The 26,936-nt window shown below is 54.5% G+C and carries 22 protein-coding genes; 15 read left to right on the forward strand and 7 right to left on the reverse strand.

Annotated features, from left to right (window positions below; all coding sequences use genetic code 11):
- The 3 genes from C5Y44_RS12375 to C5Y44_RS12385 form a co-directional block, all read right to left on the reverse strand.
- Positions 1–2,804, reverse strand: a 2,804-nt coding sequence (locus C5Y44_RS12375) for a choice-of-anchor G family protein (protein ID WP_146108506.1), incomplete at its 3' end; no start/stop codon positions are given.
- Positions 2,805–3,188: 384 nt separating this feature from the next.
- Positions 3,189–4,232, reverse strand: a complete 1,044-nt coding sequence (gene hisC, locus C5Y44_RS12380) for a histidinol-phosphate transaminase (protein ID WP_105325217.1) — start codon at positions 4,230–4,232, stop codon at positions 3,189–3,191.
- A gap of 103 nt (positions 4,233–4,335) precedes the next feature.
- Positions 4,336–6,006, reverse strand: a complete 1,671-nt coding sequence (locus C5Y44_RS12385) for an alpha-keto acid decarboxylase family protein (RefSeq protein ID WP_105325274.1) — start codon at positions 6,004–6,006, stop codon at positions 4,336–4,338.
- Between the two features lie 138 nt (positions 6,007–6,144).
- Between C5Y44_RS12385 and C5Y44_RS12390 the strand changes: the two genes are divergently transcribed.
- Positions 6,145–7,350: a helix-turn-helix domain-containing protein gene (locus tag C5Y44_RS12390; protein ID WP_105325218.1), complete on the forward strand. Its 1,206-nt coding sequence runs from the start codon at positions 6,145–6,147 to the stop codon at positions 7,348–7,350.
- Between the two features lie 62 nt (positions 7,351–7,412).
- Here C5Y44_RS12390 and C5Y44_RS12395 read toward each other — a convergent pair whose 3' ends face one another.
- Genes C5Y44_RS12395 through C5Y44_RS12405 form a run of 3 tightly spaced genes read right to left on the reverse strand, consistent with a single transcriptional unit; the run spans position 7,413 to position 10,085 of the window.
- Positions 7,413–8,201, reverse strand: coding sequence for an ABC transporter ATP-binding protein (locus C5Y44_RS12395; protein WP_105325219.1), 789 nt, complete (start codon positions 8,199–8,201; stop codon positions 7,413–7,415).
- Positions 8,194–9,069, reverse strand: coding sequence for an ABC transporter permease (locus C5Y44_RS12400; protein WP_105325220.1), 876 nt, complete (start codon positions 9,067–9,069; stop codon positions 8,194–8,196). The genes C5Y44_RS12395 and C5Y44_RS12400 overlap by 8 nt, the downstream gene beginning before the upstream one ends.
- On the reverse strand, positions 9,066–10,085 hold the full coding sequence (locus tag C5Y44_RS12405; RefSeq protein ID WP_105325221.1) for an ABC transporter substrate-binding protein: 1,020 nt from the start codon (positions 10,083–10,085) through the stop codon (positions 9,066–9,068). The genes C5Y44_RS12400 and C5Y44_RS12405 overlap by 4 nt, the downstream gene beginning before the upstream one ends.
- A gap of 793 nt (positions 10,086–10,878) precedes the next feature.
- On the opposite strand from C5Y44_RS12405, the gene C5Y44_RS12410 reads away from it, so the two are divergent.
- From C5Y44_RS12410 to trpA, 6 genes are all read left to right on the forward strand, one after another.
- Complete coding sequence (locus C5Y44_RS12410) at positions 10,879–12,393, forward strand: anthranilate synthase component 1 (protein WP_105325222.1); 1,515 nt, start codon at positions 10,879–10,881, stop codon at positions 12,391–12,393.
- On the forward strand, positions 12,390–13,052 hold the full coding sequence (locus C5Y44_RS12415; protein WP_105325223.1) for an anthranilate synthase component II: 663 nt from the start codon (positions 12,390–12,392) through the stop codon (positions 13,050–13,052). The genes C5Y44_RS12410 and C5Y44_RS12415 overlap by 4 nt, the downstream gene beginning before the upstream one ends.
- Positions 13,053–13,126: 74 nt before the next feature.
- Positions 13,127–14,146: an anthranilate phosphoribosyltransferase gene (gene trpD, locus C5Y44_RS12420; RefSeq protein WP_105325224.1), complete on the forward strand. Its 1,020-nt coding sequence runs from the start codon at positions 13,127–13,129 to the stop codon at positions 14,144–14,146.
- Positions 14,136–15,611 carry a bifunctional indole-3-glycerol-phosphate synthase TrpC/phosphoribosylanthranilate isomerase TrpF gene (trpCF, locus tag C5Y44_RS12425; RefSeq protein ID WP_105325225.1) on the forward strand — a complete coding sequence of 492 codons (1,476 nt, stop codon included), beginning with the start codon at positions 14,136–14,138 and terminating at the stop codon, positions 15,609–15,611. Before trpD ends, trpCF begins: the two co-directional genes overlap by 11 nt.
- A 13-nt stretch (positions 15,612–15,624) precedes the next feature.
- Positions 15,625–16,833: a tryptophan synthase subunit beta gene (gene trpB, locus C5Y44_RS12430; protein WP_105325226.1), complete on the forward strand. Its 1,209-nt coding sequence runs from the start codon at positions 15,625–15,627 to the stop codon at positions 16,831–16,833.
- Between the two features lie 2 nt (positions 16,834–16,835).
- Entirely contained in the window at positions 16,836–17,699 is an 864-nt protein-coding gene (gene trpA, locus C5Y44_RS12435) for a tryptophan synthase subunit alpha (RefSeq protein WP_105325227.1), read from the forward strand.
- Positions 17,700–17,788: 89 nt separating this feature from the next.
- Here trpA and C5Y44_RS12440 read toward each other — a convergent pair whose 3' ends face one another.
- On the reverse strand, positions 17,789–19,069 hold the full coding sequence (locus C5Y44_RS12440) for a dicarboxylate/amino acid:cation symporter (protein ID WP_105325228.1): 1,281 nt from the start codon (positions 19,067–19,069) through the stop codon (positions 17,789–17,791).
- Positions 19,070–19,253: 184 nt separating this feature from the next.
- Between C5Y44_RS12440 and C5Y44_RS12445 the strand changes: the two genes are divergently transcribed.
- The 8 genes from C5Y44_RS12445 to C5Y44_RS12480 all read left to right on the forward strand — a co-directional run bounded on the left by C5Y44_RS12445 (position 19,254) and on the right by C5Y44_RS12480 (position 26,904).
- The gene (locus C5Y44_RS12445; protein ID WP_066839544.1) at positions 19,254–19,724 is read left to right on the forward strand and encodes an SdpI family protein; all 471 of its coding nucleotides are present in this window, start codon (positions 19,254–19,256) and stop codon (positions 19,722–19,724) included.
- Between the two features lie 197 nt (positions 19,725–19,921).
- A complete protein-coding gene (adhP, locus tag C5Y44_RS12450; RefSeq protein ID WP_105325229.1) occupies positions 19,922–20,959 on the forward strand; it encodes an alcohol dehydrogenase AdhP in 1,038 nt (345 codons plus the stop codon).
- Positions 20,960–21,664: 705 nt separating this feature from the next.
- Positions 21,665–22,261, forward strand: a complete 597-nt coding sequence (locus C5Y44_RS12455; protein WP_105325230.1) for a hypothetical protein — start codon at positions 21,665–21,667, stop codon at positions 22,259–22,261.
- 57 nt (positions 22,262–22,318) lie between these two features.
- A complete protein-coding gene (locus C5Y44_RS12460) occupies positions 22,319–23,059 on the forward strand; it encodes a Crp/Fnr family transcriptional regulator (RefSeq protein WP_233189983.1) in 741 nt (246 codons plus the stop codon).
- 101 nt (positions 23,060–23,160) lie between these two features.
- Positions 23,161–23,397: a heavy-metal-associated domain-containing protein gene (locus tag C5Y44_RS12465; RefSeq protein WP_105325232.1), complete on the forward strand. Its 237-nt coding sequence runs from the start codon at positions 23,161–23,163 to the stop codon at positions 23,395–23,397.
- A gap of 219 nt (positions 23,398–23,616) precedes the next feature.
- Positions 23,617–25,497: a cation-translocating P-type ATPase gene (locus C5Y44_RS12470; protein WP_105325233.1), complete on the forward strand. Its 1,881-nt coding sequence runs from the start codon at positions 23,617–23,619 to the stop codon at positions 25,495–25,497.
- Between the two features lie 108 nt (positions 25,498–25,605).
- Positions 25,606–26,577: a bile acid:sodium symporter family protein gene (locus C5Y44_RS12475; RefSeq protein ID WP_105325234.1), complete on the forward strand. Its 972-nt coding sequence runs from the start codon at positions 25,606–25,608 to the stop codon at positions 26,575–26,577.
- Between the two features lie 15 nt (positions 26,578–26,592).
- Complete coding sequence (locus C5Y44_RS12480; RefSeq protein WP_105325235.1) at positions 26,593–26,904, forward strand: hypothetical protein; 312 nt, start codon at positions 26,593–26,595, stop codon at positions 26,902–26,904.
- Positions 26,905–26,936: the final 32 nt, after the last annotated feature.

The raw sequence follows: 26,936 nt of genomic DNA on the forward strand, positions 1-26,936 counted from the left end.
GTTCCATCAGAGAACTCAATCTCCAAATCACCATCAGCGTTAACCTCCTGGCCAACGACAGTAATCGACTCACCATCGCTACCATCCTGACCAGCAGGAATCACAATTGTATTGCCATCAGAGAAGACAATGGTGATGGTTCCAGTCTCTGGGTCCACAGTGTTGGACACGATTTCTACGGATTCCCCATCAGCGCCATCTTCACCATCAGCGCCGGTGGCGGGCACACCAGTATCGATCTCACCAATCCACCAGTTACCGTTTTCACCAACCTGTGGGGTCAAACCATCCTGGCCGTCTTGACCATCTTGGCCAGCTTCACCATAAGGAACTTCAATTACAGTTCCATCAGAAAAACGAATGGTGATCGAGGTATCGCCTGGGATAGTTTCAACAATCTCAAACGGAGACATGACGACATTTACGCGCGCGCGGAGATCATCGGTTGACCCATCTGGGTATGTTGCGATGACTGGGACTCGGAAAACAGTACCTGGGAATGCACCTTCTGGTGCGGTGATCTCAAGATCACCCGTAGCAGGGTCCGTGATGGAGATCGTCCAACCAGAAGGACCCGTCCAACCTGGGGCAATCTCAAACTCTGTACCCTCAGGAAGATCCGTGTCTCCAATCTGTTCTACAGGCAGAGTTTGACCTGCTTTAATGAAGACGTAATCGTAGCCTGGGTTATGGTCCTCAGCAATAGGGGCGCCGTCAATATAGGTATAGTCCAGTGGCTCCGATCGATCACCGTCGGTAGCTACGGAGACCTCAACCTCGTCTTGGGTAGTATTAAGCTCGGCCCATGGTGGTGCTACGAAGGTTGCGGTTCCAGCTTCAGCATCGAGCTCAAAGTCAGTAATCGCGGTGTCATTGATGTAGATCGTGTCAATACCTGCGAGGTTTGTACCGGTCAACGTAACTTCATTACCGCCGGAACGAGGCCCTTGGTTCGGATCGATGCCTAGAAGCTCTGGAGCGTTGAGAATAGGGTCATCAATATCGGTCGCTTTTACCGTTGAACGTGCCAGCGGAAGATCAACAACTCCGCCGTCGGTGCCCAAAGGAAGAACTTGTGCACGAATAGGTACAACGCTGAAATCTGCGGAAGGATCAGTCAGCGTTCCGCGGCGAGCATTTGGACGACCTTCGACAGAACCAGGCTCTGCGATCAGCTCATTCGTCTGGTAGTTGACGGTTACCTGCGCAACCTCGCTCAGAACCTCATCGATCAAACCGCTTAGCCCCAAGACGGAGCCGTCACCCAGCAAGGAATTAACCGGTGTCAAAAGATCGCCGATAATGTCGTTCAGGATGGTGACCTGAAGGTTTCCCTGATCATCGACGCTGCCCAGAACTGAGCCCAAACCGCTAACTAAACTATCAACGATATCCGCAAGCACACCACCGGTCACGACATCAAGCACCCCACCACCGGTAACCGCGACATCGTCAGCCAAAATTTGTGCCAGAGTGCCATTTATCTCGGCTGACCCTAGTAGGGTGCCGACAAGAGGAACACGCACTTCGAGTTTTACTTGAAGATGAGTGTCTAAGACCCCATTGTTCAACGTGTCCGTGATCCGCTGACTCAGCGAATTCAATAAGCCATCCACGGTGGAGGTAATGCGAGTGAGTTGCTCTGCATTAACTAAAGGCGTGTTGGGCTCTAGGTTGCTGAGGTTATCCCCATGCAGCTTTTCCAGGTTTACCTTGACTTCACCAGACTGCAAGTCAATGGTGACTAATTCATCCTCCGAGGTCAGCGGTTGACCTAACAACTCATCGAGTGCCGCCTCGAGATTCGTGGTCGCGTTAATCTCAACGCTACCTAGGCCCAAGCCGGTAAGCAGTCCGCTTACGAGCCCGACGATCTGACCGCCAACAAGTCCATCTTCACCCAAAAGGCCATTGACGACGCTGTCGAGATCTTCACCAAGTCCGCCAGGCTTGACCAGGCCGCCGATTTCTTCAACCAGCGGGCTGTGCAGGTACAGCTCAGCATTAGCTACCGCGTATTCAGAGGTAACTTCGTTGCCTTCAGCCTGTGCCATGGAACTGACAGCGCCTAGGCGAAGAGCCAGGTCATCGGCGATGGTATCGGTGATTGGACCTAAGCCCAGCTGATCCAAGACAGCGGTGAGCTGCAGGTTGGTTTCGACGTTGCCGGCACCTTGGGATGGATCAACATTGATTGCGCCATCTTCATTAACAACGCCAGCAGCAGCGTGAGCAGAGGTTGCGTCAGGTGCAGAAGCATAAGCGCTCAAAGCGCCTACGCCCTCGGTGCCGAGCTGCAATAGACCGTTGCCGGAGCCATCATCGATAAGCGGGAGAGTAATTCCACCCAGGTTGAGGCGAATATCCTGCAGCGCTTCCACGTTAAGCTGGCTGGTTTCGGGGCTGTTGTTTTCGTTCCCTGTGAAAGACTGCTGCGCTTGGAAAGCTTCAACGAGACCATCGAAAATACCCAAGTCATCTTCGTGGACGAATCCGCGCAAAAGGGAAAGATCAATGACCTCACCCTCGGCGTGAGCAAGAACTGCTTCCTGAGCAGCAGCCTCAGCCACGAGCGAGTGCTGGAAAAAGCTATTCGTAGGAACGGGAACAAGAGTGCCACCAACGAGGGCGGTACTGGTTAGGGTAGCGATGCCGAGACGAAGCCATTTACGTTTTTGAATTAGCCGCGCGGACACACTAGGGGAATGCGAATGCATCAAGATCTCCTGCAGGTTCTGGCCGGGAATCGGGATAAGTCCCAGCATCAAACGTTTGCCCAACAAAAGAAGTTGGGAACCAGCCATATCCTAGGCAAATTTTTAACCTAAATCTGCGCCCCCAAAATAGTGCAATTTACGAATTTAAATGCATTAAATGCAGTAGTTCAGGAAGGCAATTAAAAACTTGAAACTTAGTTAACAAGAGGCACAATAGTCACAAACGTTGAGCAAAAATTGTCCTGACTAGAGCGAACATGTATTTACTCAACTCACAGCAATGTGACAGAAACGGCATTTTCGCTTACCCCCGAAGGAGCTAGAGTTTCTTATATTTTGGGACATTTTATACATAGCGCAAGTACTTAGCTTCCGGTTTGCATGCGGTTGCGAGTCCCCAAAGCACTGTCGTCATGAAAGACTAAAGGGTGCCGGGAGATAATCCTCCGGCACCCTTAATGTGGTGAAAAATTAATCCTTGATGGACTCAAAAGCCTTCAGCAAGACATCGGTTTCTTCTTCCGTTGTGGTGGAAATACGCACGCCTTCCGGGAAGGCACGAATGAGTACGCCAGCTTCGGCGAATTTGGCGGCGAGCTCTTGCGGAGGAAGTGGAAGCGCGGCTGCGGGAAGCCACACGAAATTGGCTTCGGAGGCGATTGCGCCCCAATCGGCAAATGCTTTGGCGATGCGCTCGCGGGCGATGACGGCTTCATCGATACGCTCTTTAAGCTCTTCTTTGGCATCTAATGCCGCAAGCGCACCTGCTTGCGCCAGAGAGTTCACTGAGAAAGGAATAGCTACCTTGTTGATGGCTTCAATGAGGTTGCGTGGGCCAAACGCATAACCCACGCGGGCGCCGGCGAGGCCATAAGCCTTGGAGAAGGTACGCAGGCCCACGACGTTGTCGTATTTTGCGATGACCTCAGTGCCAATCGGCTGACTTTCAGCGCGGTTGTACTCAAAATAAGCCTCGTCTAATCCGACCACAACATTCGCGGGAACCTTGGCCATGAAGGCTTCAAACTCGTCGTTGCTAATAGTCGTACCGGAAGGATTATTCGGGTTGCAGATAAACACCAGGCTGGTCTTATCCGTAATAGCGGCCGCGAGACCATCCATATCCAGCCCCTGCTCAGGGGTAAGCTCCACAGGCACGGGGGTTGCGCCGACGACCTGCGCGAAGATTGGATAAGCCTCGAAGCTGCGCCATGGGAAAACCACCTCATTATCGGCAGTGGTGGTGGCGTGGACCAGCTGCTGGCACAGGGCGGAGGAACCAGTACCCACCGCGGTCTGTTCAAAATCCACGCCTAAATGCCGCGCCAGTGCGGTGCGCAATTCAACGGCACCCATATCTGGGTAGCGGTTCACGCCAGTTGCCGCCTCGCTCATGGCCTTGGCTACCGAAGGCAGTGGGGCATAGGAGGACTCATTGGATGAAAGCTTGACGGCATCATCCATGCGTGCGCCTGGTACATAAGCGGGGAGGTTTTCCAGATCTTTCCGGATCATTATCTATAGCTACCTTTTCTTGTGCTTTATTAATCGCTGCAGGTTTATAGGGTGTGGCCGCGAAACCTAGCTTTATCCTAGTCCGCGGGCAACCATTCCCATCTTATGGATTGCGGGGACCACGTGGGCCGAAGTCGAAGTCAGCGGTCATCGGGCCAAAGGCCTTCAATCCAGCAGGTGCATCCATAGCGTCAAGGTGGACTTCGAGGAAAGCTCCAGCATCAGAAGCCTGAATCTTGCTCAATGCATCTTCAAGTTCACCTTCGGTACGCGCCTGGTAGGAAACCATCGTGGTATCCGGTACGAAGACCTGCGGAAGCTTGGCGTACTGCCAATCGGCAATGTCGTTGTACTTTTCTTCCATGCCGAGGATATAGCGCTCGATGGTGTAGCCCTTGTTGTTGACCAGCACGATGATCGGCTTGAGGTCTTCACGCAGGATGGTTGAGAGTTCCTGGGCGGTGAGCTGGAAGGAGCCATCGCCGATAAAGAGCACGTGGCGGCGGTCGCGGTTGGCCAGCATGCTGCCCAATAGTGCGGGCAAGGTAAAGCCAATAGCGCCCCAGATAGGGGAGTTGATATAACGTGCCCCCTTAGGCAGACGCTCTGGGGTGAGACCAATGTGGGAGGTTCCGGCCTCTGCAATCACGGTGTCATCGTCTTCTAAGAAACGGATGAAGCGTGGCCACATGCGCGCATGGGTTAGTGGTGCTTCGGCGTCAATCTCCCACTCGTCATAGACGAATTCTTCCTTTTTCTTCTTGCGGGAAGCCTTGGTGCGGTCGATGAGGGCATCGAGAAGCTCAAGCGTATTGATGCCGACGAAGAACTCACCGCCGACGTTGACGTGCTGGTCACCGAAGTTCACGATGGCTTCAGCAGGCAGGTGGTGGGTGAAAGACCCGGAATTTACCTCGATGAAACGTGGATTGGTGGTAAAGAGCAGGTCAGCGGATTCCACGATCTTCTGCACACCCGGCGCGGAAGCCTTGCCGTTGTAGGAACCGAGGAACAGGCCATCACGTTCAGAGAGCACGCCTTTGCCGGAAGTCAGCTGCGAATAAGGAATCTGCAGCTTATCCACCAAGGTGCGGAATTTCTCCGTGAAACCGTGGCGATCGGTGTCCTGGTCAAAGAGAAAGACAGGCTTTTTCGCCTCGGCGATGCGCTCTAACACGCGGGCGGTGGCGGCTTCGAGGCGTTCGGCATCGGAAGTTGGCAGCGTCGTGTCTAATGCTTCTTCTGGCGCTTCGATTTCCAGGTGGGTGATATCCGAGGGGATCTGGATGTGCACTGGGCGCTTTTCGCGCAAGCAGATATGCAGCGCGCGGTCTAGCTCTTCCACCACGTTCATCGGTGTGATGCGCACGGCTGCACCGGTGAACGGCAGGATGGAATCCAGCATGTTCTCAAAGTCGCCATCTGCTAGCGAGTGGTGCAAGTTCCAACGATATTCCGTGGAATACAGCGGCGGGGAACCGGCCAAGCTCACCATGGGAACGTGCTCTGCGCGCGCGCCAGCGATGCCATTGAGCGCGGAGAGCTCACCCACGCCATAGGTCGTCAGCAGCGCGCCGACACCCGACTGGCGGCCGTAGCCATCGGCAGCGTAAGCAGCGTTGAGCTCATTACACGCGCCGACGAATTCGATGTTCTCTGCTTCATTAATCTGCTCAATGAAGCTCAAGTTGAAATCTCCTGGCACACCAATGATGTGCTCAATCCCCAGTTCTTTCAACCGCCTAATGATGAATTCACCTACGGTAGTGCGCATCGTCTTGTCCTCAACTTTCTTGCCAGTGACGGCATTATCCTGCATTAACATCTATTGTGCTGCACATCACTTTCAAAGTCACTAGACAAAAAGCGTGAATTTCTTCGACGAATGTCAAAATGTGCCAGACTTTGAGCCATGGATTCCTCCACGCCACAAGCAACACCCCGCGCAGCCCAGCTCGGTCAGATTCAATCTTTGGTCGATGAGCTAGCTAGCAAGCTCCAACGCTCCGTCCAGGTTGATACGCCGGCCTTCTATGCCTTTTGCTCCAGCCCGCAATACGGCGAAGTCGATAATGAGCGGGTATTTAATGTCCTGCACCGCGAACCCAACCCGGAACCCATCCCGTGGCTGGTTGCCAATGGCGTGCAGGAATCCCGCGATCCCGTGCGCGTGCCCGCACATAAAGAGTTCGATTTGCTTCCCCGCCTGTGCGTTCCGCTGTGGGAAGGGGAGAAGCTGTGCGGACATATCTGGCTCATTGACTCACCAGCCATTAGTGAAGCGGACTTAGAGATCATCACCAGCTATCGCCAGCCAATTATTGACCTGATGGCCGCGCGCGATGAAACCTTCTTGCGACGGGTAGCAGAGATGCGCGAGATAGCCCGCGATGTCACCTTGGGTCTAGATGGGTCGCTCGCGCACGCGGTGGACAATAACTTCCTGCCGCGGCGCGGCGCCATCCGTATTCATCAGCTCACCATCCGTGAGGCCGCCGAAGCTGCAGTCACCACAGATGCACCTGAGCGGCTCATGTTGGAATTGCTGCGCTTTCGGCGCCGTCGGCCTTTCCTCGTCACGGATAATCACGATGGGTTGACCATCGTCGAGCGCTCAGACGATGAGGCCGCATCGCAGTCGCTTTTCGATGCCCTCCAGGCCGCCTCAGTCGCCGTCGGCGCCGTGATTGTTTCACGTGGAACATCGACAATCAATGAGTTAAGCGGCGCCCGCAATACAGCCCGGCGCGCCAGTTTCATCGCCACGGTAGCGGCCTTGTTGGGGCAAGAGACTCTCACATGGGAGGATTCCGGTGCTTGGCGCTTGTTGTTGGGCTGGGAGCTTACACCCGCTACCGTCAGCGCGATTTCCCCAGCGGCGACAGCCCTGATTGCTGAGGGGTCCCAATCATTATGGGAGACGGTATTGGAGTATTTAGATAATGCTCGTAATGTCACCGCCACCGCAGATAACCTATTTATTCACCGCGCCACTTTGCACTACCGCTTGGAGAAGGCCCGGGCGGTACTGCCCGAAGGCGTGCTTGATGATGGCTGGGAGTCCACCTGTTTGCATGCAGCACTGCGCCTGCACGCGGCGTTGAATACAGTGCCATAGAAAAATCCAGTCTCGCCCGTGGGGAGCGAAGACTGGATCTAAGGACGAAGTTTTAACTTCGTCTACTGCAACAGCGTGCGGTCGGAGGTTCCGCCTTTAATCTTGGCAAATTCCGACATGAGGTCTTGCACGGTGAGCTTTTGCTTTTGATCTTCGGAAGCCTCATAGATGATCTTGCCGTCGTGCATCATAATGAGTCGGTTGCCCACCTGGATGGCTTGCGCCATGTTGTGGGTGACCATCAAAGTGGTCAGGTTACCTTGGGAGACAATGCGTTCCGTCAGGGTGGTGACCAGCTCGGCACGTTGTGGGTCCAGCGCTGCGGTGTGCTCATCGAGCAGCATGACATCAGGGTTGGTAAAGCCCGCCATGAGAAGGCTGAGCGCCTGACGCTGACCACCAGAAAGCAGACCCACCTTGGAGCCCATGCGGTCTTCGAGGCCAAGTTCTAGGCTTTCAAGCTGCTCGCGGAAGAATGCGCGGCGCTTGGAGTTGAGCCCCAAAGAAAGCCCACGGCCCTTGCCGCGCAAGTACGCGAGCGACAGGTTTTCTTCAATGGTGAGATTCGGGGCAGTACCCGCCATCGGGTCCTGGAAGACGCGGCCAACAACCTTCGCGCGTTTATGCTCAGGTTGGCGGGACACATTCTTGCCCTCGATGGAAATGGTTCCGGAATCAACAATCAACCGACCTGAAATCGAGTTGAGCAGAGTAGATTTGCCGGCACCATTAGATCCAATCACGGTGACGAAATCACCGGGGGCAAGGTTTAAGGAGACATCGACAAGCGCTTTGCGTTCGTTGGCTGTGCCGGCGAAGAAGGTTTTGGAAATGCTATCGATCTTAAGCATTGGCTACCTTCCTCCCGGCGACTTTCGGCGTCCGGCCGGTCAGCTTCGGAAGCAGCAGCGCGGCGATGACAAGCACTGCGGTAATCAACTTCATGTCGTTCGGATTCAGGCCGACCGTCAGTGCCACGTAGATAATCAGGCGGTAGAGGATGGAGCCCAGCGCAACCGAGCCGACAATCAGCCACAGGCGACGCTGCGGGATAACAGCCTGGCCGACAATGACCGAGGCCAGACCGACCAGGATGAGGCCGACACCCATGGAGATATCCGCAAAGCCCTGGAACTGCGCAATCAACGCGCCACACAGGCCAACCAGGCCATTCGACAGCGCGAGGGTCAGCGTCTTGGTGAAGTCAGTGGAGACACCGAAGGAGGTAATCATCTGTTGATTATCACCGGTCGCGCGCAGCGCCAGGCCGAGGTCGGTGGACAGGAACCACACGATGAGTGCCACTAGCGCAATTGCACCAACGACCAACAGGCCGACGACAGCCCAGTCATTTTTGATGCTATCGAGCGGGGTAAACACGGAGTCTTGGCTCAGCAGCGGGATATTCGCGCCGCCCATAATGCGCAGGTTGATTGACCACAAGCCAATCATGGTCAAGATACCGGCGAGCAGGCCGTCAATCTTGCCCTTGGTGTGTAACAGTCCGGTGATGATGCCGGCGATAAAGCCTGCAACGAAACCCACGCCCGTAGCCAGGATGGGATTAACACCGTTAGTAATGAGTACGCCGGCGGCAGCAGCACCGGTGGTGAAACTGCCGTCAACGGTTAGGTCAGGGAAATCTAGAACTCGGAAGGTGAGGTAGACGCCTACCGCCATCACGGCATAAAGGAGTCCGAGCTCAACTGCACCGATCATACGGTTTCAGCTTCTTCCAAAATCGCTTCTGGAATCTCAATGCCCTGTGCCTCAGCGGCTTCTGGGTTGACCACGTAGGTAAATTCCTTCGCGGATTCCACAGGTGTAGACGCTGGCTCTTCGCCATCTTGCAGGATGCGCAGCGCCATCTCACCGGTCTGGCGTCCCAGCTGCTCGTAGTCAATACCCAAGGTTGCAGCAGCGCCACCCTCAACGGTGCCGGCCTCAGCGCCGATGACTGGGATCTGCTTCTCATTGGCCACGTTGATCAAAGAAGCAATACCGGAGACCACCATGTTGTCAGTTGGGACGTAGATGGCATCGACATCGCCAAGCGCCTGCACCGCCTGCGGGATTTCAGTCACGGAAGTCACGGTCTGGGACTTCACATCAATATCAGACTCGCCCGCAACAGAGGTCAGTTCATCCACCTGCACCTGGGAGTTGACCTCACCGGAAGCGTAGACAACACCAACGGTCTTCGCATCCGGGACCAGTTCCTTCAGCAGATCCACCTGGTCCGAAATCGGTGCGATGTCGGAGGTGCCGGTGACGTTTGCGCCAGGTGCATCGTTGGAATCTACCAACTCTGCTGCCTCTGGGTCAGTGACAGCGGTAAAGAGCAGGGGAGCGTCCTTGATGGACTGCGCCATCGCCTGCGCGGCTGGGGTAGCAATAGCCAAGTACAGATCGTGATCAGCATTGGCCATCTGCTGCGCGATGGTCACCGCGGTGGACTGCTCGCCGTTGGCGTTTTGCTCATCCCATTCCACTTCGACGCCGGCGTCTTCAAACGCGGCCTTGAAGCCTGCGGCGCTGGCATCCAGTGCCGGGTGCTGCACAAGCTGGTTGATGCCGATGGAATAGCTTTCCGATGCACCTTCGCCGCCAGCGTTATCGCCAGCAGCGTCATCGCCGCTTTCCGATGAACAGCCGGCGAGCACGAGGGCAGTCGCAGAAATAGCAGCGATGACCGAAGTCATGCGGGAGGGCTTGGAGATTCGATTAATTCTCATATTGAGAGCTTCCTTATGTGTTGAAGGGAGTTCACAGGAAACGGTGGCGCCAGTTGGTGCACCACGGCGCTTCCTTCTGCAAAACCAGTAGGGTAGTTCTAAACATATCGGTTAAGCAGGGGTTTCAATACTCTTTCAACAAATTAATTCAGGCTCTATACGGCTGAATTCTTCACCCAATCCCCAAGCTTGCGTAATGCAAGTCACATAACATGCAGCTCATAGCTACGCCAGTCTTTTATTCACGCCTCGCCCAAACCGTCTTTACGGTCAGTAAATATTTGACATTCTAGCCCCGACTGGGGGTATCTACCTATGGCAGAACGGACCCAGGATTCCCCGCGCCCGGAACATAACACTCAACATAGTACTTAACATAGTAATCCGGAGTAAAAGTACTATGTTAAGTACGGAGTTAAGTGCTATGTTTGAATATCAGCATTTCAAGACACATTTTGAGGTCTTGAATTGTAATGAATTGGATGGGCAATGCTTAGCAGTAGTGAGTATGAGCCGGGGAGAAAAGAATTAAATTCGGGATCCGTATCCCATTTTTGAAGAGGTAGTGCTACAGTGTGTTTCATGAAGAAGTTAAGCACCGTTAATCTTTGGTGGTGGCGCGCGTAACACGCGGGCCCATTTAAGCTTCCTTCTTTAAAGCTTTCCTTAAAACCAGGCTCGCAGTATGCGGGCCTTTTCGTTGTCTTAAGGGACATAAACCGGTATAGACCCGCGAACTGCGAGATAAAAATATTAAATCTCTCAAAAACACAGTCGCGAAAGATAGATAGCTATGACCGGATTTTCTACCGCATCACGGCAGCTCCCGTACTATACGGATGCCGCTGCATTATTTGATGCCCTAGCCACCACACATGATTCCATGCTGCTGGAATCAGCAGATATTGAATCCAAGAAGAATGTGCAGTGCCTTGCTGTTCTAGATGCCGCACTCAAGGTCACCTGCCGCGGTCAGCGTGTATACGCTGAGGTTCTTACCCCCACCGGGCAAGCGATGCTCGAGCGCCTAGAAGAACAGCTTTCTGAGCACCGCGTCGGGGCAGGGGAGTTTGAATTCCAGCGCCCTACCGATAGTGATGAACGCCGGCGCCTGAAGGCCATTTCCAATGCAGAAGTCCTGCGTAAGCTGCAGTTATATGCAGGTTATTCACATGAAATGTTGCCCTTTCTAGGCGGCGGCTTTGCCTATGATTACCTCGATACTTTTGAGGTGCTCCCTGAGGTGCCAGAGAGCAACAATGAATACCCGGACTATGAGTTCATCGTGGCGCAGACTGTGTTGCACGTTGATCACCTCAACCACAGCATCGTTATCCACGGCGTCGATGTTAATGATGCTGCGCTGCAAGCGCGCTTAGATGAGTATCTGGACAAAGCACAAAAGCTTGTCGATGCCCCCCTGGCCGAAACCACCGAGGTTGCCGAAGAGAAAACCGTGACCGTCACCGCGGATATCTTGGATAAGGACTTCCGCGAACACGTGAGCAACCTGCAGAAGAATATCTACGAGGGCGATATTTACCAGGTTGTGCCAGCACGGTCTTTCTCCATGGAGTGCCCAGATGCTTTCGCTGCTTACCGGAAGCTACGCGAGACCAACCCTTCGCCCTATATGTTCTATATCCGCGGCGCAGATTATGAACTCATTGGTGCATCCCCTGAGTCCAACCTGAAATTTGATGCTAATACCCGCGAGGTGCAGCTCTATCCCATCGCCGGTACCCGTCCACGCGGTGCAACGCATGAATTAGATATCCGCAATGAGCTGGATATGCGCACCGATACCAAGGAGCTCGCCGAGCACACCATGCTGGTTGACCTCGCGCGCAATGACTTAGCGCGAGTTGCGGTTCCTGGAACCCGGCGCGTGGCGGATCTGTTGCAAGTAGACCGCTACTCCCGCGTGATGCACTTGGTCTCCCGCGTGGTGGCAGAACTGCACCCTGACTTCGACGCGATTGATGCCTACCGCGCGTGTATGAACATGGGCACGCTCACCGGTGCGCCGAAACTGCGCGCGATGGAACTAGTGCGCGACACCGAAAATAAACGCCGCGGTTCTTATGGTGGGGCAGTGGGGTACCTGCGCGGGGATGGCTCCATGGATAACTGCATCGTTATTCGTTCCGCCTACATCAAAAATGACACGGCGATCGTGCAAGCCGGCGCCGGCGTTGTTCGCGACTCCGTTCCACAATCTGAAGCCGATGAAACATTGCACAAGGCATACGCGGTATTACATGCAATTGCTGCAGCCAACAACGCCACCCTGGAGGTCGTCCGATGAGCACTATGGAAACCAAGACCGTAGAAACCAACCCAGGCAACAAGCCTAAGGTTTTACTTCTCGATAATCACGATTCTTTCGTTTATAACCTTGTTGACGCCCTTTCTGGCTATGACACCGTAGTTATGCGCAATACCGTCACAGTGACGGAAATCCTCGATGAGTCGCCCGACTTGATTGTGCTCTCCCCAGGACCCGGACACCCCACTGATGCCGGATGCATGATGGAACTCATCGACACCGTCTTGGGCAAGATTCCACTACTCGGTATCTGCCTCGGCTTCCAAGCACTCTTGGAATACCACGGTGGAAAGGTCACACCATGCGGACCCGTCCACGGCTCCACCGACACGATGGTGCTCACCAGTGAGGGAGCACAGCACCCCGTCTTCCATGGACTGACTACGGACGTGGAACCAGACCAACCCGATTACGTGGGCACCCAGGTTCCGATTGCGCGTTATCACTCCCTGGGCTGCACGCAGTTGCCAGAAGGTCTGCGCGCATTGGGATACATCGATGACATCGTGATGGCCGCCGAAACCACCGACGGCACAGCACTCGGTCTGCAATTCCACCCGGAGTCAGTACTGACACCCGCCGGCCCCATCATGTTGGAGCGCTGTGTGGAGCAATTGGCATCGAAAAGCGTGCTCTAAGCACACCATTAACCGCACGTTAAACCATATTTATTAAAGTATCTATTAAGAACTAGAAAGGATGCCTCCCCCTCATGGCAGCACCACTGAATGTATTAATGAAATTCCTCGACAACCCCGCGCCCACGGTGGAGGAGGCCCAAGAGGTCTTTAACCCGCTGAGCAACGGCGATTATGACGACATCCATATCGCTGCACTGCTGGCCACCATCCGCACCCGCGGCGAAACCTTCGCGGATCTGGCTGGCGCAGCCAAAGCCTTCCTCAACGCCTCACGTCCTTTCCCGATTACAGGCAAAGGCATCATGGACTCCGCTGGCACGGGCGGTGATGGCACCAATACCATCAACATCTCCACCGGCGCATCGCTGGTGCTCGGCGCTGGGGGAGCGAAGGTCGTCAAATGCGGCAACCGTTCCGTATCTTCTAAGTCTGGCTCCGCGGATGCACTAGAAGCTCTCAACATCCCACTGGATTTGGACGTTGACCGTGCTGTGCGCCAGTTCGAGGAATCTGGCTTTACCTTTCTCTACGCACCGGCGTACCACCCAGCGGTCGCGCACGTCATGCCCGTGCGCCGCGCGCTGAAGGTACCCACGATCTTCAACTCGCTGGGCCCCATCCTTTCCCCAGCAAGCCCAGAGTTTCAGATCATGGGCGTTGCCAACCCAAAGCTGGGCCGCACCATCGCTGAGGTCTTTAAAGAATTAGGCCGCGGCCGCGCCATCGTCATGCACGGCGCAGGCACCGACGAAATCGCTGTGCACGGCCCAACCCAGGTGTGGGAACTACGCGACGGCGAAATCGAAGAGTACACCGTAACCCCAGACGATTTCGGTGTGGGCACCCACCAACTTGCCGACCTCACCGGTGGTGACGGCGCCGAAAACGCCAAGGCACTGCGCCAGGTCTTCAATAACACCGCACCAGCAGCACACCGCGATGCGATCGCCGCGAACGCCGGCGCCATGTTCTACCTCACCGGCCACGCTGATAGCTACAAGGAAGGCACCGACAAGGCGCTCGGTTTGCTTGCCGATGGCACCGTGAAAGATTGGTTGCAGCGCCACGAGGAGGCTAACTATGCCAAGTAATCATCAATTACCCACGGTTCTAGAAAATATTGTGGAGACCCGGCGCACGCACTTAGGAGACATCGCCAAGCGAATTGCACACGTCGATGTTTCCAACCTGCCGCGCTCTACGCGCTCGCTGTATGACAACCTGCACGGCGCAACCAATGCCTTCATCATGGAGTGCAAGTCTTCATCTCCTTCCTTAGGTCTCATCCGTGAGCACTACGAGCCCGGTGCCATCGCACGTACCTACTCACGTTATGCCGCTGGCATCTCCGTGTTGTGCGAACCTGTGCGCTTCGGTGGCGACTATGACCACCTACAAACCGTTGCTTTGTCTACGCACCTGCCTGTGCTGTGCAAGGATTTCATCGTTGATGAAGTGCAGATTCACGCGGCCCGCTACTTCGGCGCTGATGCTATCTTGCTGATGCTCTCTGTCCTCGACGATGAGGAATACACCCGCCTGCAGGATGAAGCACACCGGCTGGGCCTTGATGTCCTTACCGAGGTCATCGATGTCGAAGAAACTGAGCGCGCCATTCGTTTGGGCGCGAAGATCTTTGGCATCAACCACCGCAACCTGCACGACCTCAGCATCGATCTGACCCGCTCGAAGACCTTGAGCGCGCTTTTGCCTGAAGGTTCCGTAGTGGTGTCTGAATCTGGCATTCGTGATAACAAGACCGTGCGCAGCCTGGGCAGTCACTCCAATGCCTACCTGGTGGGCTCGCAGCTTACTTCGGCACCGGATATCGATCAGGCGGCTCGCGCACTCGTGTATGGCGAAAATAAGGTGTGTGGGTTGACCACTTGGTCGGCTGCACAAGCCGCGCGTGCCGCCGGAGCTGTCTATGGTGGTCTCGTCTTTGAAGAGGCTTCTCCACGCAATGTTTCACGTGAAACCGCCGAAGATATCATCGCGCATGAACCCGATCTGGACTACGTTGCCGTCTCACGCCGCACCGAAGGTTGGGCAGAGCTAGCCGCCATCGATGGGGTAGAAGCGCTCCAGCTGCACGCTCCCTACCAAGGCAGCATCGAAGCAGAGCTGGACTACATCCACGCCGTAGTTCAAGAAGTCCGTGACTCCGGAATCGCCGTTGCATCCTCCAAGGATGAAGACTTGGACTTCGGCGCAGAGCAGGAGAGCGGCCTGCAGATCTGGCGCGCTGTCTCCATGAGCCATGCCGATGGCCCGGCCCTGGCTCAAGCGCTCATTGCCGACAAGGCCGTCGACCGCATTGTTCTCGACTCCGGTGACGGCGGAACAGGCACCAGCTTTGATTGGGCTACCGTTCCCGCTGAGGTTTTAGATTCCGCACTTCTTGCAGGCGGCATTGGTCTGGATAACATTGAAGAAGCACTAAACATTGGCACTGTCGGCGTTGATCTGAACTCCGGGTTGGAAACCATCAAGGGCACCAAAGACACCGGCCTTATTGCACGCGCATTTGCCACCATCAGAAATTTCTACCGCTAAGGATTACCCACCCATGACTGACACTTCTCGGGAGACCTTACTTCCTGCGTATTTTGGAGAATTCGGCGGACAGTTTGTTCCAGAATCTCTCATCCCCGCATTAGACCAACTCGAAAAAGCCTTCGTGGATGCCATGGAGGATGAGTCTTTCCAAAAGGAACTCGCAGACCTCCTGCGTGACTACTTGGGCCGACCAACCCCTATCACCGAGGTCCATAAGCTCGGCGGCAAAGCGCGCATCTTCCTCAAGCGCGAAGACCTTGTCCACGGCGGCGCACACAAGACCAACCAGGTTTTAGGCCAGGCGCTCCTGGCTAAGCGCATGGGCAAGACCCGCATCATCGCTGAAACTGGTGCGGGCCAGCACGGCACGGCTACGGCTCTTGCATGTGCACTCTTAGACCTTGAATGCGTTGTGTACATGGGCGCCAAAGACGTCGCACGCCAGCAACCCAACGTGTTCCGCATGGAACTCATGGGCGCTAAAGTCGTGCCCGTCGATACCGGCTCCGGCACCCTAAAAGACGCCGTGAATGAGGCGCTACGGGACTGGACCGCCACCTTCCATGAGTCGCACTACCTGCTCGGCACAGCGGCTGGCCCACACCCATTCCCAACGATCGTGCGTGAGTTCCACCGCGTCATCTCCACTGAGGCGAAGGCGCAGATGCTTGAGCGCATCGACGGCCTGCCAGACTTGGTCGTCGCCTGTGTGGGTGGCGGTTCCAACGCCATTGGCATGTTCGCAGATTTCATTGATGAAGAAGGCGTGGAACTTGTCGGCGCTGAACCCGGCGGAGAAGGCCTCGACTCCGGCAAGCATGGTGCAACCATCAACAATGGCACCATCGGCATTTTGCACGGCGCTCGCAGCTACCTCATGCGCAATAGCGATGGCCAGGTAGAGGAGTCCTACTCGATCTCCGCCGGACTGGATTACCCAGGCGTAGGCCCACAGCATGCGCACTTGCACGCTACTGGTCGCGCGAAGTACGTCGGCATTACTGACGCTGAGGCACTTGAAGCTTTCCAGCTGCTGTCTCAACAAGAGGGCATCATTCCAGCACTCGAATCTTCACACGCGCTGGCTTATGCGCTCAAGCGCAAGGACGAAGACATCAACATTCTGGTCTCGCTTTCCGGTCGCGGTGACAAAGACATCGACCACGTTCGCCAGACTCTCGAAGACCACCCTGAGCTTGTCATCAAGGAGAAGAACTAACCATGACTACAACACGTGATGGCGCTAGCCGCTTTGAAGCACTCTTTGCTGCACTTGAGGAGAAGAACGAAGGCGCATTCGTCCCTTTCCTCATGCTCAATGACCCAACGCCTGAAGACAGCATGGAAATCATCCGCACCGTCGTTAAAGCAGGCGCTGATGTTCTCGAACTGGGCGTTCCTTTCTCCGACCCGGTTGCTGACGGCCCGACCATTCAGGGCTCCCACATCCGCGCTTTAGACAATGGCGCATCCGTTGATGATTCCCTCAACTTGGTACGCCAAATCCGCGAAGAGTTCCCTGATACTCCCATCGGCATGCTCATCTACGGCAACGTTCCTTTTACCCGTGGGCTAGATAAGTTCTACGAGGAATTCGGTGCTGCTGGCGCTGACGCCATCCTGATCCCGGATGTTCCAGTCCGTGAAGGCGCACCCTTTGCTGCCGCCGCTGAGAAGGCTGGGGTAGCTCCAGTATTCATCGCTCCGGCCCGCGCATCAGAGCGCACTCTCGAAGGCGTTGCTAAGTACTCTAAGGGCTACATTTACGCTGTCTCGCGCGACGGGGTAACCGGCACTGAGCAAGAATCCCAAACTCTCGGCCTCGACGAAGTAGTTGCTAACATCCACCGCTACAACGGTGCTCCAGCTCTTCTCGGCTTTGGTATTTCTACGCCAGAGCACGTTGCTGAAGCAATCGCCGCTGGCGCAGCTGGCGCGATTACCGGCTCAGCAATCACCAAGATTGTCAACGGTTACGTTTCACGTGAAACAGAGGATTCTCCAGCTTTCATTACCGACATGGAAGCTCTGAAGAAAGAAATCACGGACTACGTCTCCGCGATGAAAGCTGCGACCAAGAAATAAAATAAGCCTGGTTCCTTCTTTCCTCTTTCGAGAGGAAGGAACCAGGCTTTTGTTATGCCGATTTCACATTGTATCGGCATACAAACTAGCTATTTTTCTTCGTGCTTTCCGGAGCTGGTCTCAGCATCAACGGCTTCAATGAACTCTGCTTCGTAGCCCTCTTCACCCAGGAAGTTCTCTGGGTCATCAGGGTCGACCATCTTGTTCTTAGCAAAGCGGTCAACGATCATCGCGATTGCACCGTCACCGGTGACATTCGCTGCGGTGCCGAAAGAGTCGACCGCGATGTAGGCGGCAATCATCAAAGCAATCATGGAATCATCGAAGCCCATCATGCTTTGCATCAGGCCAACAGCCACCATGACTGCGCCACCTGGAACACCAGGGGCAGCGATCATCATGACGCCCAGCAGCAAAATGAATCCTGCTGCGGTTCCCAGGCTAACGTCCAAATCTGCAAGGTAAACGACCGCAAAACCATATAAGGTCAGCTTAATCATCGAACCTGAAAGGTGAATGGTCGCGCACAAAGGAATGACAAAACCAGCAATCTGCTTAGAAATTCCGTTGTTCAGTGCGGCACGGTGGGTAACCGGAATGGTCGCTGCAGAAGAGGAAGTACCCAACGCGGTGAAGTACGCAGGCGCCATAGTTCGCAAAGCTTTAAACGGGTTGCGCTTAGCGATGGCACCCGCCACGACGTACTGCAAGATCAGGTATGCAATGGTCATTACGACCGAGAGCACCAGCACCTTAGCAAATGCCGAGAGCACATCGAGCAGATTGCCATTCATACCCAGGCCCAAGAACATACCGAAGATATAAATTGGCAACAGTGGGATAACAAATCCCCAGATCACCTTGATGACGATGGCTTCCAGCTCGCGCGAAGCGTTGTAAATGGTGTCTGCTTTGACCGCAGTCATGGCAACACCAACGCAGAATGCCAGCAGCAGGGCCGTCATAACCTCAAACGGTGCAGGCATCTCAACTTCGAAATAAGGCGCTAGTGAGCCTTCATCGATATCAGATACATCCAATCCAAGAGATTGGTTACCAAGCAATACTGGGTAGAGCAGCTTTGCGGTGACGAACGCGATCGCACCGGCGATAATGGTGGAACCATAAGCGATAGCAGTGGTGTATCCCAACCACTTTCCGGCTCCTTTTCCTAACCCAGCAATCGCAGGAGCGATGAGCGCAAAAATCAAGACCGGAATGAAGAAGTTCAGGAAGTTACTGAACAGACCGTTGAATGTCGCGAAAATGCGCCCAAGCCACTCTGGGGCAAAAAGACTTACAATGATGCCAAGAACAATCGCGATGATGATCTTGAACAACAGTGAGTCTGTCACTTTTGACTTAGACATTGTTTTCAATTCTTTAAACGTGCTGCGGCGGGGATCTACCTACTCACAACTATTCGACAGGGGCTCGCCACCGACAGGCTCTATTACCTGTCAAGCGACACGGCACTAACTTTAGCCCACGCCGGAACGTTTCCGACAGTTACTGTTTGGGTATTTTCGCTGATCCGGGATTAGAATGACCATCATGGTCGCTGTTGGTATTATCCTGTTGATTTTCGCCGTGTATTGGCTGGTTTTTGGTGGTTTAGCTACCGCCCGCCGACTGCCGGGAAACAAGTATTTTGGGTTGCGCATTCCTGATGTACGCAAGTCCAAAGAGGCCTGGGATGGCTCGCACGTCGTTGCCGGCCCAGTCTGGATCTTCGCAGGAATCACCCTTCTCTTCGGTGCTTTGGTAGCTTTCCGTGCTTCAGGCTGGATGTGGCTAATTCCAGTTGCCACCGTTTTGGTTGCGATCGTTGCCATCTCCGTGGGCTCTAACCTCGGTGCCCGTGCGGCACACCTTTATACCCTTAAAGACCAGGAAGAAAATGGCGGCTGCAGCTCCGAAGGCGGATGCAACTGCGGTTCTGGTGGATGCGGTTCCTCTGCCGAGACACCACAAGTAGACCTTGAGGCATTGCGCGAAGCAGCTAAGAACGTAGACCGCACCTAAAAATCGCGTTCGCTGCAGTTTAATTATCCCGGCTCATGTAGCCGGGATTTTTTATCCCTCATTCTTGCATGAGAAGTACACCCACGCTCATTTTTGCACTGATACAATGTGGGTCACATCCCCTACATGGGATGCTCCAAGTCACTAATCAAAGAGGCCTGGAAAATCATTGCTTCGAGTCAGATAGGAGAGGCGAGATGTCCACTGACGCGCCCCAAACATTTAATGCTGCTGTTGTCGAGAAATTCGGCCCTGAAGTAACCATCAAAGAAATCGACCTACCAAAGCCAGGACCCAACCAGGCCTTGGTCAAAGTACTAACATCCGGAATCTGCCACACAGACCTTCACGCACTAGAAGGGGACTGGCCGGTTAAGCCAGAGCCACCATTTGTTCCTGGCCATGAGGGCGTCGGCGAAGTTGTTGAGCTTGGCCCCGGCGAGCATGACGTCAACGTTGGCGATATCGTCGGCAACGCTTGGCTGTGGTCTGCCTGCGGAACGTGCGAATTTTGTATCACTGGACGTGAGACCCACTGTGCTGATGCCGAATACGGCGGATACACACAGAACGGCTCTTTCGGCCAATACATGCTGGTAGATACCCGCTACGCAGCGCGCATTCCGGAAGGAGTGGACTACCTTGAGGCCGCACCTATTCTATGTGCAGGAGTGACTGTGTATAAGGCACTGAAGGTCTCCGAAACCCGCCCGGGCCAGTTCATGGCCATCTCCGGCATTGGCGGCCTGGGCCACATCGCTGTCCAGTACGCGGTTGCCATGGGCATGCGCGTCATTGCTGTAGATATCGCCGACGACAAGCTCGAGTTGGCATCCAAGCTGGGCGCAGAATTTACCGTTAACGCTCTCAACGAAGATCCCGGCGAAGCAGTGCAGAACTATACCAACGGTGGCGCACATGGTGTCCTGGTTACCGCTGTTCACGAGAAGGCGTTTGGCCAAGCACTTGGCATGGCGCGCAGCGCCGGAACCATTGTCTTCAACGGACTGCCACCGGGAGAATTCCCAGCCTCTGTTTTCAACGTTGTCTTTAAGGGCCTGACTATTCGCGGCTCCCTTGTAGGTACTCGCCAAGACATGAAGGAAGCTCTTGACTTCTTCGCGCGCGGACTCGTCAAGCCAACCGTTACCGAGTGTGCACTCGAAGATGTCAATGATGTCTTCGATCGTATGCGCAACGGCAAGATTGACGGCCGCATAGCTATCCGGTACTAACACTGACTGACAGCCATCCCAATATTGGACCTAAAGGAGATGCCACGCTGCGTACACCAAGTACGCAGCGTGGCATTTCACTGTTGTATGAGCGCATCGAATTCCTCAGCCGGTAGACTTTCACAACAGGAAAAATTGATTTTCACGCGAACAGGGCTGAGGTACTAACCCGCTCGAATAGCGTCACTGTGACGCTATTCGAGCGCGGACTACTACCGAGTTTCAAACCGAGATAGTTTAGCTATTTCAAAACGTTAACTATAGATTTTAGCGATGATTGAATAACTCATATTACGACTAAACCGTCTGCGATAGGGAAGAATGCGCGAATTCGTCGGCGATCCGATCTTTAGGGTTATCTTTAATGGGATTCCTCAACCATTGATGAGTTCTATACTCAAATTAGTCCAAGGTATAGGTGCCCTATCCTAAAGAACATCAATAGATGATCCGGGGAGACGCTGGGTAGAAATTCTCTGCGAAATACTCGCCACGTGCGATTGTAATCCCGACGGGCGCTGGATTACTACGTTATTATTTTACACGAGAAGACTGTAGCAACAACAGCCCCAACCTCCACAGCTTAGAGCAGCGGGGATACCGAACAAAAGAGTTACCTGCGTAACAATATAAAGGTTTCTGCCAATCTCCTGGCCAAGTAGCCATAAGGAAGATATCTACCGCTGAGTAAGGGAGGATGGAGACATGAATAAGTCCGTAGCTATTACCGCACTCGCCGTTTCCGCCCTTGCGTTAGCTTCCTGTTCTACGGAAGCGTCTAATGACGACAGCACGGACAATGGCGCCATGACCCAGACCGCCACCCAGGAGTCTCCGGAAACCACGGAGGAGACCTCAGAGGAAACCTCTGAGACCACCAGCGCCGAAGAATCCAGCTCTGAAACAACGAACACCGCCGCATCGAGCTCGGGCCGATTCGATGAAGCCGCTCTCAAGAGTGAACTCGAGGGAATGGGATATCAGTGCGATGACGATGATGACTGCACCAAGACCGAGGGCACCATCGTCTACGACGTCGATATCGATGATGATTCCGTGGACGCTGAAGTCCAGGGCAATAACAATCTTGATCAGCACTTTGAAACTATCCTGACCGATATTGGAACTGCATTCGGGGAGTATGACTTCGGTGGTGCTTCTTGGGATGAGATTCAGACGTGGTCGCTGGAAGCCGGGGAAGATGAAGAAACCGTTCTCGGAAATGTTGGGCTAGAGCATGACCTCGGAGAAGACGATGGAATCCCCACCCGCGATCTCAGCGTAGAGCTCATCGAAAGCTAAACCGCGTCGACTAGCCTACAGCGGAAAATACTACTAGTGACCAGGTAAAATGAAATCATGTCCGCTAACCCTGTCCGTCCCAATTGTGCGCGTCCGCATTCTTGTTCTTTAGACGTCCGTCTGGATGCCATGGCGCGTTCACCGCTTACACGGGAACTCAAGCCCGAAGAACATCTAGATCTGGATTCCTTCGTCACCTCGTGGGCGTGGTCGGAGGGTGATCCGCTCATGATGGCAGGGCAGAAGGTATCGGGTTCCTATCTCGTTGTGGCAGGTCGGGTACGGGTCGTGCGCGATACCATCGATGGCCGTGAGATCACCGTCGACATTGCCTCGCCAGGAGATATCATTGGACCGCTAGAGACGAATCCTTCGTATGCGGTGGATTCAGCCTGGGCAATGGAAACCACCTGTGCGTTGTACCTACCTGCGGACCGTCTCGCAGAAGTCATCGCTAAGCACCCGGCTTTGGCAGTAGCAATTGTCCAGATGCAACACGCGCGCTTAGCGCAAGCACGAGATAGAGATGTCAATCAAAGCGCAAAGACCGTTGTGCAGCGCGTAGCTACCGTTCTGCTTAGGCTCGATGCCAAATTGGGGAACCTGCGCCCAGACGGCAGCAGCTTGCTGCAAATACGCCTTCGACGCGACGATATCGCCGGGATGGCTGGAACTACCCTGGAGTCCACTTCCCGCGCCATGTCGCAAATGAAAAAAGATGGACTCATCGACGCGGGGCGGGAGTGGGTGTCCATCATCGATGCCCAAGCATTAGATCGCATTGCCGATGGTGAATAACAAGTTCTACGCTCTTTGATCGGCGTCAAAGAACCTTTCCTAACTTCGTTTTAACATTGTAATTGCAAGCACGAAGGAAAGTGAAAGGAAGCTGAGAAGCCATGACCACCCCAACCGCATTGAAGAAGACCACCCTGCGCTCTGATGAATTCACCTGCCCAAGCTGCATCGCGAAAATCGAGAATAAGCTACGCGGCCTCGATGGTGTCGAGTCTGCAGAGGTGAAGTTCTCTTCCGGCCGCGTCCTTGTAGAACACGACCCCGCAAAGGCGAGTATCCGCGACCTCGTCGACGCCGTGTCAGAAGTAGGATACACGGTTAAGCCATCCGCCATCTAAGCAACCACCGGGCAGTAAGCGGAGAAACCGCAATTACTGACCGCTCATTGCACAGCCTGTTCCTGACCATCATCAGGAACAGGCTTTTTGTATTTGCGGTGCGCATACCAACGAAAACCAGTATCGCGAACATTGATCTGGATCAAGGAACCCCGACTGCATCCCCCATAACGTTAAAGGTGACAGCACAACACCAATGAGGGAAGGAACTTAAGAACAATGAAAACGTGGAAGACGTGGGGAGTGGTTGGCGTATCAGCGCTGCTGATTGCGCTGTCCTGGTTAAGCCCCGCAGAATCATTAATCGCAGATGCTCTGATGATTGCTGCTGCAGTTGTAGCAGGTTGGAATATCGCTATCTCCGCAATCCAGGCACTACGCATCAAGATGGTCTCGATCGATCTATTGGTCGTCGTCGCCGCCATCGGTGCGCTGTTTATCAACAACTATTGGGAATCCGCAGCCGTCACATTCCTCTTCGCATTGGGTAAGGCATTGGAAAAGGCCACGATGAACCGCACCCGCAAGGCCTTGAGTGACTTGGTAGATTCCGCACCGGAGACGGCATTGAAACTGCACGACGACGGCTCTACCGAAACGGTGGAAGTATGGGAGTTAATGCCCGGGGAGAAAGTCCTGGTTCGCAATGGCGAACAAATCCCCGTGGATGGCCGGGTTATATCCGGGTTCGGGGGAGTGGACGAAGCCAGCATTACTGGTGAGTCCGTCCCAGCGGAAAAATCCGAGGGCACAGAGGTCTTCGCGGGAACCTGGTTACGCAGTGGCGTACTTCACGTCGAGGCAACAGCGGTGGGATCAGATTCCACCTTGGCAAAAATCATCCACCGCGTAGAAGATGCGCAGGATGATAAGGCAAAGACGCAGACATTCTTGGAACGCTTTTCCAAGTGGTACACCCCAGGAGTCATGATCGCGGCTTTAGCAGTTGGCCTCATCACGCAAAACGTGGAACTGGCACTGACCTTGCTGGTTATCGCATGTCCAGGTGCTCTGGTTATCTCTATCCCCGTCTCCATCGTCGCCGGCATTGGTCGCTCGGCCAGGGATGGCGTGCTCATTAAGGGTGGGGAATACCTGGAGACCTCCGCGAAGATAGACGCCGTTGTCGTCGATAAGACTGGCACCTTAACCAATGGACAACCAGAACTTACTGACGTCGAAGTACTCGACCCTGCTTATACCTCTAACGAGGTTCTGCAGCTCGCTGCGCGCGCAGAAACCGCCTCCGAGCACCCGCTTGCCGATGCCATCATTCGCGGTGCCAAGACCCGTGGGTTAGAAGTCAAGCTAGTAGAAAGTGCACAACCAGTGATGGGCAAGGGTATTCGGGCTAAAGTTGATGGGCACGTCGTCGCAGTGGGCTCCGCCGAGCTTCTCGATGAAACCCCCAGTGAGGATCGGGTCCTGGAATTAAACACTCAAGGCAAGACCGCCATGTACGTCGGCGTCGATGGCCGTGCCATTGGATTGGTCGCAGTTGCCGATACCATCCGCAGCGATGCACCTGCCGCCGTTAAATCCCTTCATGACAATGGCATCAAGGTTGTCATGGCAACTGGTGACGCCCAACGCGTTGCCGAAAACGTCGCACGCGAATTAGGCGTGGATGAAGTTCACGCCGAGATGATGCCGGAAGATAAGCTGGACTTGGTCAAGGAACTACAAAGCCGCGGCCATGTCGTGGCCATGGTCGGAGATGGCGTCAATGACACACCAGCCCTGGCCCAAGCAGACATCGGTGTAGCCATGGGCGCAGCAGGCTCACCCGCCGCTATTGAAACCGCGGATATCGCGCTAATGGCAGATAAGCTACCACGCTTGCCCTATGCACTACACCTCGCTCAACGCACCGTACGAACCATGACGCTCAACATCGTCATCGCACTGGCAACCGTCGCAGTTCTGCTGGCGGGTGTGCTCCTGGGTGGAGTGACCATGTCCATTGGCATGTTGGTCCACGAGGCTAGTGTCCTCCTCGTCATTGGCATCGCGATGCTGCTTCTGCGCCCGGTATTGAAGCCAGAAGTGACGAGCGAGAATCCAGTTCCTCGTGAAACACAAGAAGTCGCAGCAGCCTAAACACCAGCGCAGATTCCGTGAACAATAAGCAGACTGGAAAAGGGGCAGTTATCTTGCCCCTTTTCCTAATTCTCGCCCCAAGCGAGTGCACTGCGTAAGCTAACACTCATGCTTGAGCGCTTGAAAAAGGTCGACCCACTTATTGTTTTGATTATCTCGGCGGTCATCATCGCCATTATCTTCCCGGCCCGGGGGCAGTTCGCCGAAGTGTTTTCAACACTGGTCAGTATCGCGATCGCGGTGTTGTTCTTTCTCTATGGCGCACGTTTATCCACGCAAGAAGCGCTCAATGGCCTAAAGCACTGGAAGCTGCATCTGACCATCTTGATGTTTACTTTCGTGCTCTTTCCCATCGTCGGACTAGCCCTGCGGCCACTGACGTTATTTATTACCGATGAGATGTACCTCGGTATTCTATTCCTCACCCTGGTTCCTTCAACCGTGCAGTCCTCGGTGGCTTTTACTTCCATAGGTCGCGGCAATGTAGCCGGAGCCATCGTGGCCGCATCTGCTTCCAACCTCGTCGGCGTTATCGCCACCCCAGTGCTGGTGATGCTCCTGATGAATTCCGCCGGCGGAATCCACATCGATGCCTCGGTCTTCGGGGAGATTGCACTTCAGCTTCTCGCACCATTTATCCTCGGACAGCTCTTGCGCCCGTGGGTGAAGAATTTCGCGGCGAATAAAGCCACCAAAGTAGTTGACCGCGGATCCATTGCCATGGTCGTCTACTCAGCCTTTTCCTCCGGCGTGGTTGCCGGGGTGTGGGGGCAAATCTCTGTCGGCGAAGTTATCTTCCTCGTTGTCTTCTCTGCCGTTCTGGTCTGCTTCATGCTCTTTCTTACCCGCGTAATTAGTAAGCGCATAGGCTTTAATCGCGGCGATACCATCGCAGCGGAATTTTGTGGTTCCAAGAAGTCTCTAGCGACAGGTTTGCCCATGGCTTCGGTCATGTTCGGCTCGGGCGCGGCGCTGGGTCTGCTGATTCTGCCACTGATGATTTACCACCAGATTCAGTTGATGATCTGCTCATGGCTTGCCGCGCACTACGGCAAGGAAGAAACCGAGCCGGCGGCTTAGATAGACTGTCAGACCATGGACACCATTCACTACGTACGCACCACCTTGTCTGTTCCCGGCGCAGGCATGGCCATCCATATCGCCGAGCTCAAAGAGCTCAATAGCCAAGTGTGCGAGATGTTGCGCTTGATTGCTTTAGACCCCAATAACTCCATCGTGGGCGCTGCAGCAGGCGATGCGCGTGAAGGCAATATTGATATGCCCACCAAACAGGTTCCACACCCGGAAACCTATGGCCAATTCCCCGATATTGAAGCGACCTATATCGATTCGCAGGAATTCGAAGGTTTGTGGTCGGAAGCCCAGGCACTTTTCCCACGCCTTTAAGCACGTCACGAAATCTCCAACCCGATAACATC

This window comes from Corynebacterium sp. J010B-136, assembly GCF_002967075.1.
In the GTDB taxonomy this organism is placed as follows: Bacteria; Actinomycetota; Actinomycetes; order Mycobacteriales; family Mycobacteriaceae; genus Corynebacterium.